The 16,471-nt window shown below is 60.6% G+C and carries 11 protein-coding genes; 7 read left to right on the plus strand and 4 right to left on the minus strand.

Annotation, left to right across the window (positions count from 1 at the left end; all coding sequences use genetic code 11):
• Nucleotides 1-40: 40 nt before the first annotated feature.
• Nucleotides 41-3,184, minus strand: a complete 3,144-nt coding sequence (locus IEV88_RS07810) for a TonB-dependent receptor domain-containing protein (protein WP_206711244.1) — start codon at nucleotides 3,182-3,184, stop codon at nucleotides 41-43.
• A 292-nt stretch (nucleotides 3,185-3,476) separates the two neighbouring features.
• On the opposite strand from IEV88_RS07810, the gene IEV88_RS07815 reads away from it, so the two are divergent.
• From IEV88_RS07815 to IEV88_RS07845, 7 genes are all read left to right on the plus strand, one after another.
• Entirely contained in the window at nucleotides 3,477-5,003 is a 1,527-nt protein-coding gene (locus IEV88_RS07815) for an NfeD family protein (protein ID WP_188158979.1), read from the plus strand.
• 34 nt (nucleotides 5,004-5,037) lie between these two features.
• Nucleotides 5,038-5,799, plus strand: coding sequence for a slipin family protein (locus IEV88_RS07820; RefSeq protein WP_188158978.1), 762 nt, complete (start codon nucleotides 5,038-5,040; stop codon nucleotides 5,797-5,799).
• A 224-nt stretch (nucleotides 5,800-6,023) separates the two neighbouring features.
• Nucleotides 6,024-8,507 (plus strand): TonB-dependent receptor, encoded by a 2,484-nt coding sequence (locus IEV88_RS07825; protein ID WP_188158977.1) that lies wholly within the window; start codon nucleotides 6,024-6,026, stop codon nucleotides 8,505-8,507.
• Between the two features lie 147 nt (nucleotides 8,508-8,654).
• Nucleotides 8,655-10,184, plus strand: coding sequence for a hypothetical protein (locus tag IEV88_RS07830; RefSeq protein WP_188158976.1), 1,530 nt, complete (start codon nucleotides 8,655-8,657; stop codon nucleotides 10,182-10,184).
• Between the two features lie 6 nt (nucleotides 10,185-10,190).
• On the plus strand, nucleotides 10,191-10,445 hold the full coding sequence (locus IEV88_RS07835) for a sulfurtransferase TusA family protein (RefSeq protein WP_188158975.1): 255 nt from the start codon (nucleotides 10,191-10,193) through the stop codon (nucleotides 10,443-10,445).
• A 202-nt stretch (nucleotides 10,446-10,647) separates the two neighbouring features.
• Nucleotides 10,648-12,015 carry a peptidoglycan-binding protein gene (locus tag IEV88_RS07840; RefSeq protein WP_188158974.1) on the plus strand — a complete coding sequence of 456 codons (1,368 nt, stop codon included), beginning with the start codon at nucleotides 10,648-10,650 and terminating at the stop codon, nucleotides 12,013-12,015.
• A 1-nt stretch (nucleotide 12,016) separates the two neighbouring features.
• Nucleotides 12,017-13,150, plus strand: coding sequence for a right-handed parallel beta-helix repeat-containing protein (locus IEV88_RS07845; protein WP_188158973.1), 1,134 nt, complete (start codon nucleotides 12,017-12,019; stop codon nucleotides 13,148-13,150).
• Nucleotides 13,151-13,218: 68 nt separating this feature from the next.
• Here IEV88_RS07845 and IEV88_RS07850 read toward each other — a convergent pair whose 3' ends face one another.
• From IEV88_RS07850 to IEV88_RS07860, 3 genes are read right to left on the minus strand one after another with little or no spacing between them, the layout of a single operon-like run.
• Entirely contained in the window at nucleotides 13,219-14,703 is a 1,485-nt protein-coding gene (locus tag IEV88_RS07850; protein WP_188158972.1) for a tryptophan halogenase family protein, read from the minus strand.
• A gap of 4 nt (nucleotides 14,704-14,707) precedes the next feature.
• The gene (locus IEV88_RS07855; RefSeq protein WP_206711243.1) at nucleotides 14,708-15,751 is read right to left on the minus strand and encodes a cupin-like domain-containing protein; all 1,044 of its coding nucleotides are present in this window, start codon (nucleotides 15,749-15,751) and stop codon (nucleotides 14,708-14,710) included.
• Complete coding sequence (locus IEV88_RS07860) at nucleotides 15,751-16,467, minus strand: SapC family protein (RefSeq protein WP_188158971.1); 717 nt, start codon at nucleotides 16,465-16,467, stop codon at nucleotides 15,751-15,753. Before IEV88_RS07860 ends, IEV88_RS07855 begins: the two co-directional genes overlap by 1 nt.
• Between the last annotated feature and the right edge of the window lie 4 nt (nucleotides 16,468-16,471).

Consider the following 16,471-nt stretch of genomic DNA (forward strand, 5'->3'; position numbering starts at 1 on the left):
CTTTCGCCCCCGCATTCCCGCTTTTCTCTCGTCGAGAAGCCTATTGTCTGTAGGTGATGCCCAGGAAGTAGAACCTGCCGCGCGGGCCAACCGGCCATGCCGTCTGCGTTGCGAAAGGCTCGACATCGGTGATGTTATTGATGCCGCCATAGAGCGACAGCTTCTCGTTGAACTCGTAATCGAAGTTTGCATCGAAGATATATGTTTCATCGAAATAGGCACCATCGCCGTAAAGCTCAAGATGGCGCTCGAGGCCGGTTTGTTCGACGGTTCCGTCAGCCAGGACAGAGTCAGCCTCGATGAAATCGACAGTCTGCTTGTCCTGATAGGTTGTCTGGAAGCTGGCACCGAACGGACCATTGTCCCAGCTAAGGGTCAGGTTGCCGGACAGTTCCGGGAGCTGGACTTCACCAACATCCGAATTGGTCTCGCTCAGGTTGCTCGGATTAAAGAAGTTATCCAGTTTCTCCTGATGAGAGCCAACCAGACGCGCGCCGAACGTGTTCGGCCCGACATCGAAGGAGTAGCTTGCCGTCACGTCGACACCTTCGGCTTCCTGCGATGCGAAGTTGATTTGGCCGCTCGACAGGTCATCCAGACCGCCGTCGCCTCTGCGGGAGAACAGGTCGCAGAACGGCACATTCGGATAATCCACCGAGTCAAGACATCCATTCAGGATATCTTGCGCGCTGACTGCGCCGATCGCCTCGACAATTTCGATCTGCCAGTAATCGACAGTCAGTGACAGGCCCTCGATGAAGCTCGGCGTGTAAATCGCGCCAACCGTCAGGGATTCGGAAGTTTCCGCGTCAAGATCCGGGTTGCCGCCGGAAGTACCCGAAAAACGGCCGGTCAGCGGGTTCACCCAGATGTAGTCGCCGCTGCCATCCTGGATTTCGGAATTCGGAACACCAGCTGCCTGCAGGGCGGCAATACAGTTCCCGGGACGGGCGGCTGTACCGCCGTCCACGCTGCCGGGGTCGCACGGGTCTGCCGTTGCTGAAATCGTGATCGGCAGGGGCGGATCGAACAGTTCACTGATATTCGGTGCACGTACGGCCTCGGAAACAGTGGCCCGGAACGTTAGATCCTCTATCGGTGCCCAGGTTGCCCCGACTTTCCAGGTCGTCGCTTCGCCGAGCGTGGAATAGTCGGCAAACCGCGTTGCGGCGTCGAGGGTCAACTCGTGAGCGAACGGCTTGTCCCGAAGAATCGGCAGCCTGATTTCGCCGAAGACCTCAGCAACATCATACTCGCCGGAGGTATTGAACTGGCGGTCATTATCGATGCTCGTGAAAGAATTCAGCCACGGATCGATATCGCCGACAAATTCCCCCGCCGTTAGTGACGTGCCTTCCGGGAGGATGCCAAGCGTCAGCGGATCGAGTTTGTTGTCGCTGGATTCCTCGCGATACTCGACACCCGCGGCGTAACCGATCGGGCCATCAAGCAGGAACTGGAAGCGGTCGAACTGACCGGCCGCAATGGCGGAAAATACCGTCTGCTTGACTTCGAGGACGTTCTGCAGGTCAGCCGTGACAAAGTCCTGTGCTGCCTTGCTTGCCGAATAGGTGCCAAACGGGTTGAGCGGCTGGCACTGCCCGTCGCCCGGGGTGAAGGAATAATAACGGTTCGACGCGAAACCACCATCAGCATAGCCGGCAAGTGCAGTAAAGTAGTCGATCTCGTAGAACGCACCCGGGTCGAGATCGGACCGGCAGACAGCATTGCCGCTTGCATCCGTCGTGGCGTCAATCGACGCGAAGATGCGGTCGAGATACAGACCGGTCGTGTCCTGCGTGTTCTTGAACACGCCATGATTGGCGGAGACCTCGATAATGTGTCCCGGAACCGGCTCCCATTCGACGCCGCCGACGAAACGATAGGTCTCGCGCTCATTGACAGTCGGATTGTCGTCACTGAAGTCCAGCGGGTCCTGTGTCAGCAGCAGACCGCCGGTGACATCGACCACGGGCAGCAGCTGTTCCGGAATGAACGGGTTGTCCGGCAGGATGAACAGTGTGTCGTAGAATGTGTCCTGCTCGCCGAAGGTCGTCGATTCTGCTATGACATATTTACCTTCAAAGAAAGCCGTCAGCGTTGGCGTCACTTCGAACTTGGAGTTCAGGTTGACAGCAATTTTGTCCGTTTCAGGAAGCAGGGTGTCCCGGTTGAAGTTCAACCGGCCGCCATCACCCCCAATGCCCCACAGGCCATTGAGAACGATACCGTCCTGGTTCACGCGCACCGATCCATCGGGATTGGTCAGCCAGCAGCCGGCAAGAAAGCTGGCGCGTCCGCCTGCCGATTCCTGACAGTCGGCGACGCCGTTATTGTTGATGTCGACATAGGTCACGCCGCGACCGCCGAATGTCGGTGCGATGGAGCCCTCCTGCGACGTCAGCCAGAAGCGCGGATCCTCGATAACCGCGCGTGACGGACCATCAGGATCAGGGTTTGCGTTGGGTTCTGTCGTGGCGATCCCGTTATCCTTGGACCAGGGGCGGTCGCCATAGGTCAGCGCGGTGTCTTCCTCGATACCCAGTGTAAGGACGACGTTGCCGCGGCCATCGGCGAAGTTCTTGCCGTAGATCGCATCGAGGGAAAAGTTCTCAGCATCCGTGCGGCTGGAAATGCCGCCGCGGGCATTGATCTCAAGGCCTTCGAAATCGTCTTTCAGGATGAAGTTGACGACGCCGGTCACAGCGTCGGAGCCGTAAACGGCAGAGGCACCGCCCGTGGTCACCTCGACGCGCTCGACGAGTGCGCGCGGAATGGAGCCGATATCGACCGATTGCGACCCGCGGAAGCCGGCAACATGCCGACGGCCGTTGACCAGGGTCAGCGTTCTGTTGGCGCCAAGGCCACGGAGGTTCAACTGGTTGGCCCCGGTCGCGGAATTCTCTGCGGTCAGCGAGGAGATCAGCGCCGGGATGTCGTTGACGACATCGGCAAGGTTCAGTTCGCCAGACAGCCTGATGTCTTCATCATCGACCGACTGGACCGGGACGGAAGACGCAAGGTTGGGATCCTGGGGAATCCGCGAGCCGGTAATGGTGATGACGTCGCTGCTGCTGGATTCCGCACCTTCTTCATCCTGCGCGACCGCCGCCGGAACGGCCATACTCGCCAAAAGCGCGATGGCGGAAGATGTAAGGATCGACTTTTTGAAATTTTCTTTCATTCTGGCCCTCATATTGGTGTTCTTGCCGCAAAATGGTGACATTAATTGCGATATTGCGACTGAGAATGTTGCTCCGCACAAAAGTTACCGCTTCATGACAGTTCTGTCACTATTTAAAACACCTCTATATTCCATGAGAACGAACACTGTGGCTTCTCGGCAACGCCTCGGCCTGCGCCGCTCAACTGCAAGTGATCGATGCGGCGGATCAGCCGAAACCGTCCGAAAGTTATTGAACAGGGCCTCAAAAGACTTATCTTGAGACTGGAGAGTTTTCTTGGGGCGGGAAGTGATGGTTCGCAAAATCTGGCAGTATGCATGTCTGGGCATGGTCGCAATCGGCCTCGCCTCGCTTCTGGCGAACGCCGTCCCGTCCCTTACCGCGCAGCCTGACAACACGGGCATCATCCTCGACCTGAAAGGTCCGGTCACGCCGACATCGGCCGAATACCTGTCCCGCGAAATCGCCCTTGCCGGCACGAATGGCACTGATCTCGTCATCATCGAGATCGACACGCCGGGCGGGCTCGTCACCTCGATGATGGATATCGTCAAGTCGATTCTGGGGTCGGATGTCCCGGTAGTGACTTATGTCTCGCCGCAGGGCTCGCGGTCTGCCAGTGCCGGCCTTTATATAATGTATTCAGCCCATGTCTCTGCCATGGCACCGGCAACCAATACCGGCGCCGCAACGCCGGTCGAACTCGGCGGCGGCGGCGGCGGCGAGCCGTTCGAGCCCCCTGTCGATACCGCCCCGGAAGAGGACGATACCGGCGACAGCGCCCCGGCAGATGACGAGGCCGGTGAGGACGTCCCGGCCGATGAAGAGGCAGCCCCTTCAGGCGACCAGGCTCCTGCGTCGGAGACCCCCGCCCTCGCCAATGACGACGCCATGCGTGCCAAGGTGATCAATGATTCCGTTGCCTATATCCGCTCCCTTGCGGAGAAACGCGGACGGAATGCCGACTGGGCCGAAAGCGCTGTGCGCGACGCCGCCAGCGTTACCGCCAACGAGGCGCTGGACCTCGGCGTGATCGACCTGGTCGCCGACGATCTCGACGATCTGCTGGCCCAGATCGATGGCATGGTGGTCGAGACGGCTACCGGCGAGGTTACAATCAGCACCGCCGACATCCAGCTGACCCGGGTCGAGCCGCAATTCTGGGAAAAAATTCTCGGCTTTTTCGCCGACCCGAATGTCGCCGCGATCCTCTTGTCCCTCGGGACGCTGGGCATCACCGCGGAAATCTGGAATCCGGGCTCGATCTTCCCCGGCGCGCTCGGCCTCCTCTGCCTTATGCTGGCCTTCTATTCCTTTTCGATCCTGCCGCATAATGCGCTGTTCTTCGGATTTATGGCTGTCGGGGTGATATTGATCGTTCTGGAGGCGTATACCCCCACATTTGGGATATCGGGGCTTGCCGGCCTCGCCCTGTTCGGCTCTGGACTCTATTTCCTGTTCCCGGACCAGTTCCGCATATCGCCGGTGGTTATCATCACCATCCTCGCGTTCACCGGCGCGTTCCTCGCCATGGTCCTCATCGCCATCGTCCGCTCGCGCAGCCATCGGCCGCTGACCGGCGCGGAAAACATCCGCAAGCTGGAGGGCAGTGTTGTCGAGTGGAACAATGAAAAGGGCACCGGGCTTGTCCTGGTCGACGGCGAAACCTGGAAAGCCCGTTCCAAGGCGCCGCTGAAGGCTGGCGACAGGATCAAGGTGGTCGAAATCGACGGTCTCGTCCTCGACGTCAAACCGGTCCAGAACAATTCCGCTTCCCTGTCCCGCTTTATGCCGGGGCTCGGCAGCCAGAACAGCTAACCCAAATGGCTAACCATAGAAGGCAGGAAATATCATGACAGGACTTAGCATCCTAATCCCCGTTCTCGGCGTCTTGCTCTTTCTGATTACCTCGATCGTCAAGGTTCTGAAGGAATATGAACGCGGCGTTATCTTCACCCTTGGCCGAGTCGGCAAGAAGGCGAGCGGCCCGGGCCTTATCCTGCTGATCCCGTTCATCCAGACGATGCGCAAGGTCGACATGCGTACGCTAGTCCATGATGTGCCGTCGCAGGATGTGATCTCGCGCGACAACGTCTCGGTAAAGGTCAATGCCGTCATCTATTATCGCGTCATCGATTCAGTCAAAGCGGTCGTCCAGGTCGAAAACTACATGGCCGCCACCAGCCAGCTTGCCCAGACCACCCTGCGCTCCGTCCTCGGTAAGCACGAACTCGATGAGATGCTGCAGGAGCGCGACAAGCTCAACCATGACATCCAGGAAATCCTCGACGCCCAGACCGAAGCCTGGGGCATCAAGGTCGCCAATGTCGAAATCAAGCATGTCGATGTCGATCAGTCCATGATCCGCGCCATCGCCAAGCAGGCCGAGGCGGAACGGGAACGTCGGGCCCGGGTGATCTCGGCCGAGGGCGAATTCCAGGCTGCTGCCAAGCTGGCCGAAGCCGGCGCGGTTCTGTCCAGCCAGGGCAATGCGATGCAGTTGCGCTATCTCAACACGCTGCAGGAGATCGCATCGGACCGCACCAACACCATCGTCTTTCCGTTCTCGATGGATGAACTCAAGGGCATGCTGAAACACGACCCCAAGCCGTAAGCCGGTATTTTATCAGCCATTCTAATATTTGAGCGAGCACAGTTGCAAGACTGCCACAACTTTGGCAGCTATACATTTTTTATTGTTTATTGAGCGCGTTAACTGCACGGGAACTGCACCCGTTCATTGCCTGGGGCCGTACACCGGCCCTATTTTATGGGTCAGCAGGCTAATAAGCCGCTGAAGCGGGAAATCGCGAAAACAAGATCCATAGGGAGGATTGCATGAAGAAGTTTCACCGGCTGAAAGGCCCGTCCGCTGCTGTCATCGCCGTTGCCATAGCCGCACCGGCTCTGCCCGCCGCCGCACAGGTCGATATCATCACCATCACAGCGCAAAAACGCGAAGAGAGCATCCAGGATGTTCCCATTTCCGTCACTGCCCTGAGCGCGGAGCAGATCGACCGCTCCGGCGTTTCCGACATCAAGGACCTCATCGCGATCACGCCGGGTCTCATGGTCACCTCGACCGCGTCGGAAGCCTCCACTACCGCCCGTATCCGCGGCATCGGCACCGTCGGTGACAATCCCGGGCTCGAGAGCTCGGTCGGCGTCGTGATCGACGGCGTCTACCGCTCGCGCAACTCCATTGCCTTCGGCGATCTTGGCGAGATCGAACGGGTCGAGGTGCTGCGCGGTCCGCAGGGGACGGTTTTCGGCAAGAACACGTCTGCCGGCGTTATCAACGTCATCAGCACGGCACCGGAATATGAGTTCGGCGCCGGCGCCGAAGTCACCCTCGGCAATCTCGGCCTGCAGCGCTACCAGGGCTATGTCACGGGCGGCAACGAAGCCCAGACCGCCGCCTTCCGCCTGTTCGGCGTCATTCAGGAACGCGACGGCCTGATGGATGTGGAAACCGGCAATGGTCCGCGCACGCTGGAAGAAAGCTATACATCCGATTACAGCAGTTTGCGCGGCCAACTCCTGTTCGAACCGAGCGACGAGCTCTCGATCCGCCTGATCGGTGACTGGACCGAACGCACGGAAGACTGCTGTACCGGCGTTCAGGTCGAAACCGGCCCCACCGCAGCCTTCCTTCAGGCCCTCAATGGCGGACAACCAGCTGTCATGAACCCGGCCGATCCGGAAGAGCGCCTTGCCTTTTCCAACCGCTCCACCGCCCAGGACATTACCGATCAGGGTCTGTCGGCTGAAATCGACTGGGATCTCGGCTTCGGCACCGTCACCTCCATCACCGCCTGGCGCGAATGGGACTCCGACGTCGCGCAGGATGTCGACTTCACCACCGTCGATATCGCCTACCGCAACCAGGACGATAACGGCGCCACCTTCGAAGTCTTCACCCAGGAGCTCCGCCTTGCCGGATCGACCGACAATCTCGACTGGATGGTCGGTGGCTTCTATTCCGATGAAGATCTGGAACGCCGCGACGCCCTGCGCACTGGGCCGGCCTACGGTCCGTATCTGAACCTGCTTGTGTCCGCTAGTGTCCTCGGCGACGGGACCCAGATCCCCGGCATCCTGACCAACTCGACCGGTCCGACAGCGACTTTCCTGGATGATCTGATCGCGGCAGGCGGCCTGTCCGGCCTTTACCCGTCACCGCTCTACCCGACGGGCGCCGGCATGAACGGCGATGTCTATAACCAGACCGCCGAGAGCTTTGCCCTGTTCACGAACAATACCTGGCATCTGAACGACACCAACCGCCTGACTTTCGGCCTGCGCTATACGCAGGAAGACAAGGCGCTGACGTCGACATTCGACACCATCTCGACCAATGGCTGCGAGTTCTTCACCCAGCCCCAGGCTGCCCTTGGCGGCGCGACGGGCTCACAGGCTTTTGCGGCAGCAGCGCCTGACCTCGCTCCCCTCTTCCCGGGAATCCAGCCGCTCTACTGCCTGAACTGGACCGACGACCGCTATGATGACGATCCGTTTGATTTCGAGCGCAGCGACGAAGAGATCTCCGGCACGGTGAAGTTCAGCCATGACTTCTCCAGCAATGTCACCGGTTATGCCTCCTACGCCAACTCGTTCAAGGCAGGCGGCTTCAACCTCGACCGCGACCCGCTCGTCCTCGACGGCACGAATGACGACACGTCGTTCCGGCCGGAGACCATCAACGCCTATGAAGCGGGCCTGAAAAGCGTCCTTGCAGAAGGCACGCTGGTCGCCAATGTCGCCGCCTTCCACCAGGATATCGAGGACTTCCAGCTCAACTCCTTCCTTGGCACACGCTTCGTGGTCGAGAATGTCGCGGAAGCCACCGCCACCGGTGTCGAGCTTGATTTCCTCTGGGATCCGGGCATCGAAGGCCTGAGCATCACCGGCGGCGGTGCCTATATCAAGGCAGAGTACGGCGAGGATATCGACCAGGCGGTGCTGGCCGGTGAGCAGATGACGCTGTCGCCGGAATTCTACGGCAATCTCGGTGTCACCTACGAAACCGTCCTGGCCGAAACGATGAATGCGATCTTCCACGTCGAAGGCCGCTATGTCAGTGACTACAATACCGGCTCCGACCTCGATGCTGCCAAGTATCAGGAAGGCTTCGGCATCGTGAACGGCCGCGTCGTGCTCTCTCCGATGGACAGCCCGTTCAGCGTCGAGCTGTGGGGCAAGAACCTGTTCGACGAATACTACACCCAGGTCGGTTTCGACGCCCCGCTGCAGACCGACAGCTGGAACGCCTTCCTCGGTGCGCAGCGGACCTATGGGGTAACGCTGAAAGCCGATTTCTAGAATTCGGCTAGTTTTCACCAAATCGGCGCCCCTCCCTGACGGAGGGGCGCTTTTTCTTTTATACTCACTTCATAGCCGCCCCGCCAAGGCGGGCGGCGCGCCAAAGAGTTGACATCGCAAGCCGACACAGCGCGTGTATGGGACGGTATGGAAACGCATGCACAGGATCAGCCGCCACGCAGGACGCGGGCTCGCAGTGATAGCCGTCGTCTGCACGACTGGCTGGCTGACAGGCTTGGCCTCCCGGCCTTGCTAGCAACCGGCCCTGCGCCGATCTACACAACCGCAGCGGAGGACCCGGACCTCGTCGCCCGGCTGGAAAAGCTCGACCGGTCTATCGCCGTCGACGAGTTGAGCTTTGCGCCCGACCTCAGATATCGCTGCGCCGCCGAACCGCTCGCCATCCGCCTGATCCGCGAGCATGAAGGCATTGCCCCCGGTTGTCCGGCGGTACTGTGCCCCGGCGATGCCCATGCCGTGTCCCGGCTGGTCGATATCGCTGCCAATTGCGGCCTGACGGTCGCCCTGGGCCGGAACCGGCAAGCGTCGGACCAGACCACGGCCGACGCTGAAAAGACACTGCCGGTCAGTTTCCATCGCATGACATCCGTACAGCTCAGCGGCGAGACGCCTGGGCTGATCACCTTTGGCCGTGGCGCCAGCTGGCAGGATCTGCGCGATGCCCTCGACGCTGCGGAAAAAACCGACAGCTGTGTGCCCCGGGGCATCAGTACGCTGTTTGCAACGCCCGCCGACGCTGCCGCGAGCGGCACCTTCTCCGCCCGGCCGGCTGAAAGCGTTTACGGCGAGGCCTGTGCCTGGGAAATGATCCTGCCTGCCCCGGGCACCCTTCTTCTGGACGGCACCTGGCTGTTCCGTTCCGCCGAAAAGGCCGAGAACGCCCTTGCCGCCGTCTGCCGCAAGGTGCCGCCGTTCCAGGCACGCCTGATCGGCGAAGCGGAACTGCGCATCGGTGAAAAGATCGGCCTGTGGCGGCTGCCCCGGCGGCTGACAGGCGGCAATACCCATATCGGCCTGCGTCTCGCCTATCTTGGCGACGGCATCACCGTGCGCGCCCAGCGCTTTGCCTCGACCTGGCCCGTGGAAGGCCATGGCGGGGTGTTCTGGCGCAATGGCGCCCTGCTCGATGATGAGGAGCGTATCGGTCTGCTTCTCGACAACGGCCTGAGCGAAATCACCATACCAGACGACGGCAACGCCGCCGACAGACTGGCGCAGGTGCTCGGTTCGGATCCTGCGGCAAGCGACAGCGGTGCCGATAGCGGCCAACACGACGCCGGCGCTGTCCCGGCGACGCCCGCCATCATCAGCCGCAAGGCCCGGTTCGATCGTGGCCGCCTGCATTATGACCTGTCCGCTATCGTGCCGCGCGACTTTGCCGACCCGCTGGGCCAGTGGCACCGGCTGGCGGGTGCCGCAATCGTGAAACCGGAACCGCAAGACAGTGCCCCGTCGGAGCCTGATGACGAGCAACGGGACACTTCAGCCGATCGGATGACGATGCCGGAACAGCCTTATGACAGCATCGGCAATGGCGGTACCGCGGTCAGCGAAAGCGCCGAATGGCAGGCGATCCGCGCCGCGCTCCTGCCACAGGGCGAGGCCGCGCCTCCGCCACCGGATCTCGAAGAGCGCGCCCCTGCCCGCCACGGCTGACCGGTCATGAGCAAGACCCCTGAATCCGCTTCAAGACCCGTCGAAGTGCTCGACGTGCGCGGCTTGCGCTGTCCGATGCCGGTCATCCGCGCCGAATCGGCGCTGAGGCGGCTGCAAAAGGGCTGCGATCTCAAGGTCATCGCCGACGACCCGATTGCCCGGATCGATATCCCGCATTTTTGCGCGGACGCGGGTCATATGGTCGAAGAGATTGATTTTGAAGGAAAAACGGTCATTTTTCTGATTACGCCAGCCGCGTGACTGCCCTGTCGGGCGATGCCGGTTTGCCACAAACGCGGTCCACATTAACTTTTTCACGAGGGCTAGTGCCTTTTGCAGAAAAAAGGTGTTAACTTTGTACCGATGAGACTCGTGCGAGCTGCCTCATCGGGGGGGCCACGGGGGTATGGACGCGACGACAGGTCGCTGCTGGTGCCGGGTATAGCGAGGGGACGTTTTCAAGATGAAAACAAAATACTCTGAGAGACTTTCAACACTGAAGCGCGGCATTGCGGCTGCAGCGATCGGCATTGCCGCCGGTCTTGTGCCCGCAGGGGCGGCGTTTGCCGACTATGATGACGCGCTCAATGCCTATGCATCGCAGAAATTCGAGAACGCCGTCGACCTCTGGGTCAGATATGCCGTCGCCGGGGACGTAAAGTCCAAACAGGCGCTCGGCGATGTCTATGCCGGCAAGAGCCTCGAGGCAGGGCCGGAATATACCGGTATGCTGACCAATCCGTCGGAGACCGGCGTCATTCCGCAAGATGATATCGAGGCGCTTGCCTGGTATGTCCTCGCCGCCAATCACGATTTCGACAGCTATAACCAGTCGCCGACATTCCGCGATGTCAACGCCAAGTTTGTGGCCCAGGAACAGATCCCGATCCTGAAAAAGCGGATGACCGACAATGATGTCTATCAATCGCAGCTGCGGGTCGTGGAAATCCTGTCCGCCGAATCGGAATTCGACCTCTATCGTCTCGGCATGATGTTCCAGACCGGCTCCGGGCTGCCGAAAGACAATATCGAGGCGCTGAAATATTTCGAGCTCGCCAAGGGCCGTAACCGCAATTCCAATGCCCCGGCCAGCGAAGCAGCGAAATATCTCATTACGCTGATGAACGCACGCGATGTCGACACGGCACAGGAACTCGCCGCGAACTGGGAGCCGCCGCTGCCGGAAGCGCTGAAGAACAGGACACCCCGCCAGGAAGCTCTGGAAATGGAACTGGCCCGTCTGCGCTCCATTCAGCTGGCCGACGCGATCGGCAATATCGAGGAGGAATTCTCCAACAACGAAGACCTTCTGCAAAGCTCGCTGGCCGCTCTCGGCTTCTATCGCGGCGCGATAGACGGCAAGATGGGACCGGAAACCCGAACCTCTGTGCGCAACTTCCAGTACTCGCTGTACGAGAAGGACCGCGACATGACCGAGGAAGAAAAGCGCAACAAGATGACGGGCACGCTCTCGCCCGAGCAGAAGGTCCAGCTGGTTCAGCTGGCCGCCGACCGCGAGCACCCGCAGTCGCAATATGTCTACGGCATCATGTATACCCGCGGCATCGGCGTCGCCAAAAATGGCGAAAAGGCTGTCTACTGGCTGAAGAAATCCGCCAATTACGGTTATTCGCTGTCCCATTACGCGCTGGGTGTTGCCTTCCGCGATGGCATCTATGGCGAGGACCCGGTGGAGCCGAATGTGTCCGAGGCGACTTTCCACTTTGGTCAGGCCTACGCCCTCGGACACCAGCAGGCACAAGAAGAGCTGATCAAGCTGCGCTACGACGCCGTCCCGGCGACCAACATCCGTGGCAGCCAGGAGAATTGATATGAGAGAGACGATGATCAAAGGGGACGTCATGAAATCCGCCAGCCGTCTTGCTGCCGGCCTTGCTGTTGCGGCTGTCGCGCTGACCGGCACGGCCAGCGCCCAGTTCGGTGGCTTTCCTACCGTTACCCGGCAGGACCAGCTGCGTATCGAGGCGCAAAAGGAAAAGTCCGCCTCCAAGAAGGATGAGGAAAAGCTGCCCTCCTATCTCGTGGTCGATTCCCGCGCCCATGGCGACGACAGCTATACCTCGATCCAGGATGCGATTGATGACGTCGCCCCGGGCGGCGTCGTTGTCGTCCTGCCCGGCGTTTATCGCGAGAATATCAATCTGACCAAATCCGTCAGCCTGCAGGGCGACCGCGGCCCCGGCGGCCAGGTCCGTGTCATGCCGACGGATTCGTCGAGGCCGTGCCTGACCTATGCGCCGGAAGGCTCCAACGACCACGCGCTGGTCTCCAACATGCAGTTCGACTTCTCCGACGCGGTCTTCGCAACACCAGGCTCAGCCGCCAGCAAGGCCGTCCGCGCCGGCTTCGGCTCGGCAAGCCCTTGCGTTGCCATCAAGTCCGGCGTCTTCACCATGAAGGAGACGACGATCGACGGCGGCAATGTCCATTTCGGCACGATGGTCGAAATCACCGGCGGTACCGCCTTCCTGGAGCGTAACGAGATCCGCGGCGGCGAACAGGGTGTGCTGATCAACCAGAAGCACCCGCTGTGGGACCGTACCCTGCTGGTGGACAATGTGATTACCGGCAATACCGGCATCGGCCTGCACATGCAGGGCGTCTCGAGCATGCTGGTCACCGGCAACATGATCAACGCCAACGGCAAGGGCATCACCTATAATGGCGAGGGCGGCGCGACCATGGTCGGCAACAAGATCCTCAACAATGCCGGCGATGGCGTCACCCTTGGTGAGGAAGCCAAGCAGGTGCTGATCCGCCTCAACCAGATCTGGGCCAATGACGGCGACGGGCTGAAAATTTATCAGTCCAATGGTCTCGTCGAGGACAATGACATCCAGGGCAATTTCGGCGTACAGATCTCCTCGATCGGCAATGGCAACAAGCCGAAAATCTACAATGATGTAGAGCGCGAAATCAGCCGCATCCGCAAACAGACGAACTAGTCGTCTGCACTACCCAATACGGGGGATCAGGGCCGCTTCGGCGGCCCTTTTCTTTTGGCAGCCGGAAATCATGACACCTTGCAATAGCTGTCGAGATAGGCCCGGTGCCCTGGCATGCCGGCAACCGTATGCTGAACATTTTGATCGATGTGATCGAGGAACCGCGCGATCTCCTGCGGCTCCATCATGTCGGCGATAGGGTGCCAGGTTTCGGGGCTCAACCCCTGACCAAGCATCACCTGCGTCCAGGAATTCTCGGCGAACAATTCATCGGCCGCCCTGAACACGCGGCCGGTCCGGGCGAACAAATCCATGCGGTGACGCAAATTGTCCGGCACGTCCATCGACCGGCAATGCCTCCAGAACGCCGTGTCCTGCCGATCCGTCAGGTGATAATGCAGGATGATGAAATCGCGGATATGGATGATCTCGTCCATCATCTGCCTGTTGAATTCGGCGACATCGGCGCCGCGGATCCCGCCATGGGGGAACAGGTAAAGCAGGCGCATCACGGCCTTCTGGATCAGGTGGATGCTGGTCGATTCCAGCGGCTCGATGAACCCGCTCGACAGGCCGATCGACACGCAATTGCGTGTCCAGTGCTGGCGTCTTGTGCCCGTGCGGAACGGGATCGTCCTTGGCTCGGTCAGTACCTCACCGTCGACACTGGCGAGCAGATGGGCAAGCGCTTCATCCTCGCCCATATACCGGCTGCAGAAAACGATGCCATTGCCGGTGCGATGCTGCAGCGGGATTTTCCAGCGCCAGCCAGCGCCATGGGCGATGGAACGGGTGTAAGGCAGAGGCTCGTCCACTGACGATGTCTGCACCGCGATCGCCCGGTCGCAGGGCAGCCAGTGGGTCCAGTCGTCATACCCTGTGCCGAGCGTGTCACCGATCAGCAGCGCCCGGAAGCCTGTGCAGTCGATGAACAGATCGCCCTCCAGCCGCGTGCCGTCATCAAGGGTAATGCTTTCAAGATCGCCATTCCCGGCCCGCGTGACGCTATCGATCCGCCCTTCACGGCGCGTGACGCCATGGCGCTCTGCCATCTGCCTCAGAAAAGCCGCGTAGGCGGACGAATCGATATGATAGGCATAGTTGAGCCCGAATTTCGGCAGATGCGCGAACTTCCCTTGCTCGGCCGCGACCAGCTCGAGGCAATAATCGCCGAACGGCTTGGCGATCCCCATGTCATGCCCCCGGGCCCAGAAATGCTGGAACCCGGCCGTCCAGTGATCCTTGCCCGTGACGCCGAAAGAATGGATGTAGCGATGCCCCTGCTCGCGCCAGTTCTCGAACGCGATCCCCAGCTTGAACGTGGCATTGACGCTTTTCAGGAAACCGGCCTCGTCGATCCCGAGCAGCCGGTTGAAAGTCAGAAGCGACGGGATTGTCGCCTCGCCTACGCCGACCGTGCCGATGGCATCGGATTCGACCAGGGTAACGTCGACGACCTTTTCCAGTGTCTTGCCGATGGCCGCCGCCGTCATCCACCCGGCGGTGCCGCCGCCGGCAATGATCACGCGTGTCTTCGCCCGGTCCCGATCCATGGCGCTACCGGTTCAGCCTGTTGAGAAGGAGGGCGCGCAGCCGGCGGGCCGACTGGTCCGTTATCGGATCGAGCATGCCGCGGGCATGCGCCGGGATATGCGCTGCCGTCGTCTCGTCATTCTCGAACACATAATGGTCGAAATACTGTTTCCAGATCCTCTTCTCTTCCGGCGGCATGTCGCGGATCGTCAGCATGGCATGGTTCAGCACGTCCTGCGGCGTACCCAGATAGTCCGGCACGGTACGCCACCAATAATTGACCAGAACGTTGAACGCTTCCAGCGCTTCGACATGGTGCCACCACATTGACGGAATGAAGAGCGCGTCGCCCGCTTCCATCTCAGCCACCTGCGCATGTTGCATTGCCTCGGCAAAGCGCGGGAAGCGGTCTAGGTCTGGGTCGGCGAAATCTACCAGGCTGATCGGCCGGCTCGCCGGCGTATTCTCGATCGGCCCGATATAGAGGTTCGGCAACTGGTCCGGCGGGAACAGCGTGAAGCGCCGGCGCCCTGCCGCCACGCAGGCGAGATTGCGCGGCAGGTCATTATGCGCGGCAATGCGTGTGCGCGTGCCGATCCAGATACTCGCCAGCGGATCATGCGCGCCGAACCCGACATCGTTCTCCTCGCGAAAACCCGGCAGGCAGTCATCGATCGTCGCCGAGGCGAGATAGATCAGCGGCGGCGCGTCCTGCGTACCGGTATCGGCGATGCGTCGCAGCACCTCGCCGATGGCAGCCGTGCCGCGATCCGCATTGGAGCTGGAAAAATCGTCCGTGTAGAACACCCGGCCCTGCAGTGCCGGCGGCCCGACAGACACGGGCACGACAGCGCCCCGGTCGAAGCGGCTGAGATAGTCGTGCAGAGCCTTGTCGTTGGCTCGCGCGGCCTTGACCACCGGCCAGTCCGAGACCCAGCCCCTGAGTATGACCGGCTCCGGCGACTCCATCACCGCCTCCGGCAGGTCACCCGCACGCGTCAGGGCGAGTTCCCTGACCGGTGCCGGATCGGGTAGCGCATCCGTCATCCTGTGCGAATTTGCAGGCATTACCGGGTTCCCCTGCGATTGCGCCGGTCGATCAGACTACGGAATTGCGATATCGAGGCGACCGCCATATAGACTGGCAGCAGGAAATTATGGTCCTGCAAGCGTCCAAGCCTTTCCGTATCCAGCGTATACAGCTTTTCTTCCGCAATGGTATACAGGCCGGCAAGGCGTCCCTTCGTGCCATCGTCAAGTGTCACGTCCAGGCTGAACGGTTCGATCAGATCCATCTCATCGAGCAGGGCACAGAAGCTCTGGACATTGGATTCGGCATGATGGATTTCCGTCAGCATACCCGCGATCTGCTTGAGGAAATCGGTCTGTCCGCCCTGGGGCAGGAAGAGCGGCTGCCCCTCGGTTTCACTGACGCGCGGATGCTCGACATCGATATGGACTTCCATCTGGCTCTCGCCGCCGCCGGGAAAGGCAAAGCCGATCAGGAAGGGCGGCATGCGCATGGCCATGGGCACGTAATTCGCGTCCCATTCATCGCCGTGGAGGAACAGATTACTGTCCTGCTCAAGACCGAACAGCGCCAGCGGGCGGAACCGGCCCGAACTCTCTTTCGAAAACACAATCGGGTAATGTGCCTGAACATTGCGGAACTCATGCGGGAAAACCGGGCTCGACATGACGGCGTCGCCCAGCTCGGCTGAATATTCCGTACGCACTTTCAGATTGGCGTGATCGACATTGTTGAGAGAGACGTGACGGGGCATGGAC

The sequence above is a fragment of the Aquisalinus flavus genome (assembly GCF_014640095.1).
Taxonomy (GTDB): domain Bacteria; phylum Pseudomonadota; class Alphaproteobacteria; order Caulobacterales; family Parvularculaceae; genus Aquisalinus; species Aquisalinus flavus.

Excerpts from the sequence above, each read along its gene's own strand:
- IEV88_RS07825 (WP_188158977.1), top strand. The coding sequence starts at position 6,024 with ATGAAGAAGTTTCACCGGCTGAAAGGCCCGTCCGCTGCTGTCATCGCC.
- IEV88_RS07855 (WP_206711243.1), bottom strand. The coding sequence starts at position 15,751 with ATGCCTGCAAATTCGCACAGGATGACGGATGCGCTACCCGATCCGGCA.
- IEV88_RS07830 (WP_188158976.1), top strand. The coding sequence starts at position 8,655 with ATGGAAACGCATGCACAGGATCAGCCGCCACGCAGGACGCGGGCTCGC.
- IEV88_RS07850 (WP_188158972.1), bottom strand. The coding sequence starts at position 14,703 with ATGGATCGGGACCGGGCGAAGACACGCGTGATCATTGCCGGCGGCGGC.
- IEV88_RS07815 (WP_188158979.1), top strand. The coding sequence starts at position 3,477 with ATGGTTCGCAAAATCTGGCAGTATGCATGTCTGGGCATGGTCGCAATC.
- IEV88_RS07845 (WP_188158973.1), top strand. The coding sequence starts at position 12,017 with ATGAGAGAGACGATGATCAAAGGGGACGTCATGAAATCCGCCAGCCGT.
- IEV88_RS07810 (WP_206711244.1), bottom strand. The coding sequence starts at position 3,184 with ATGAAAGAAAATTTCAAAAAGTCGATCCTTACATCTTCCGCCATCGCG.
- IEV88_RS07840 (WP_188158974.1), top strand. The coding sequence starts at position 10,648 with ATGAAAACAAAATACTCTGAGAGACTTTCAACACTGAAGCGCGGCATT.
- IEV88_RS07820 (WP_188158978.1), top strand. The coding sequence starts at position 5,038 with ATGACAGGACTTAGCATCCTAATCCCCGTTCTCGGCGTCTTGCTCTTT.
- IEV88_RS07860 (WP_188158971.1), bottom strand. The coding sequence starts at position 16,467 with ATGCCCCGTCACGTCTCTCTCAACAATGTCGATCACGCCAATCTGAAA.
- IEV88_RS07835 (WP_188158975.1), top strand. The coding sequence starts at position 10,191 with ATGAGCAAGACCCCTGAATCCGCTTCAAGACCCGTCGAAGTGCTCGAC.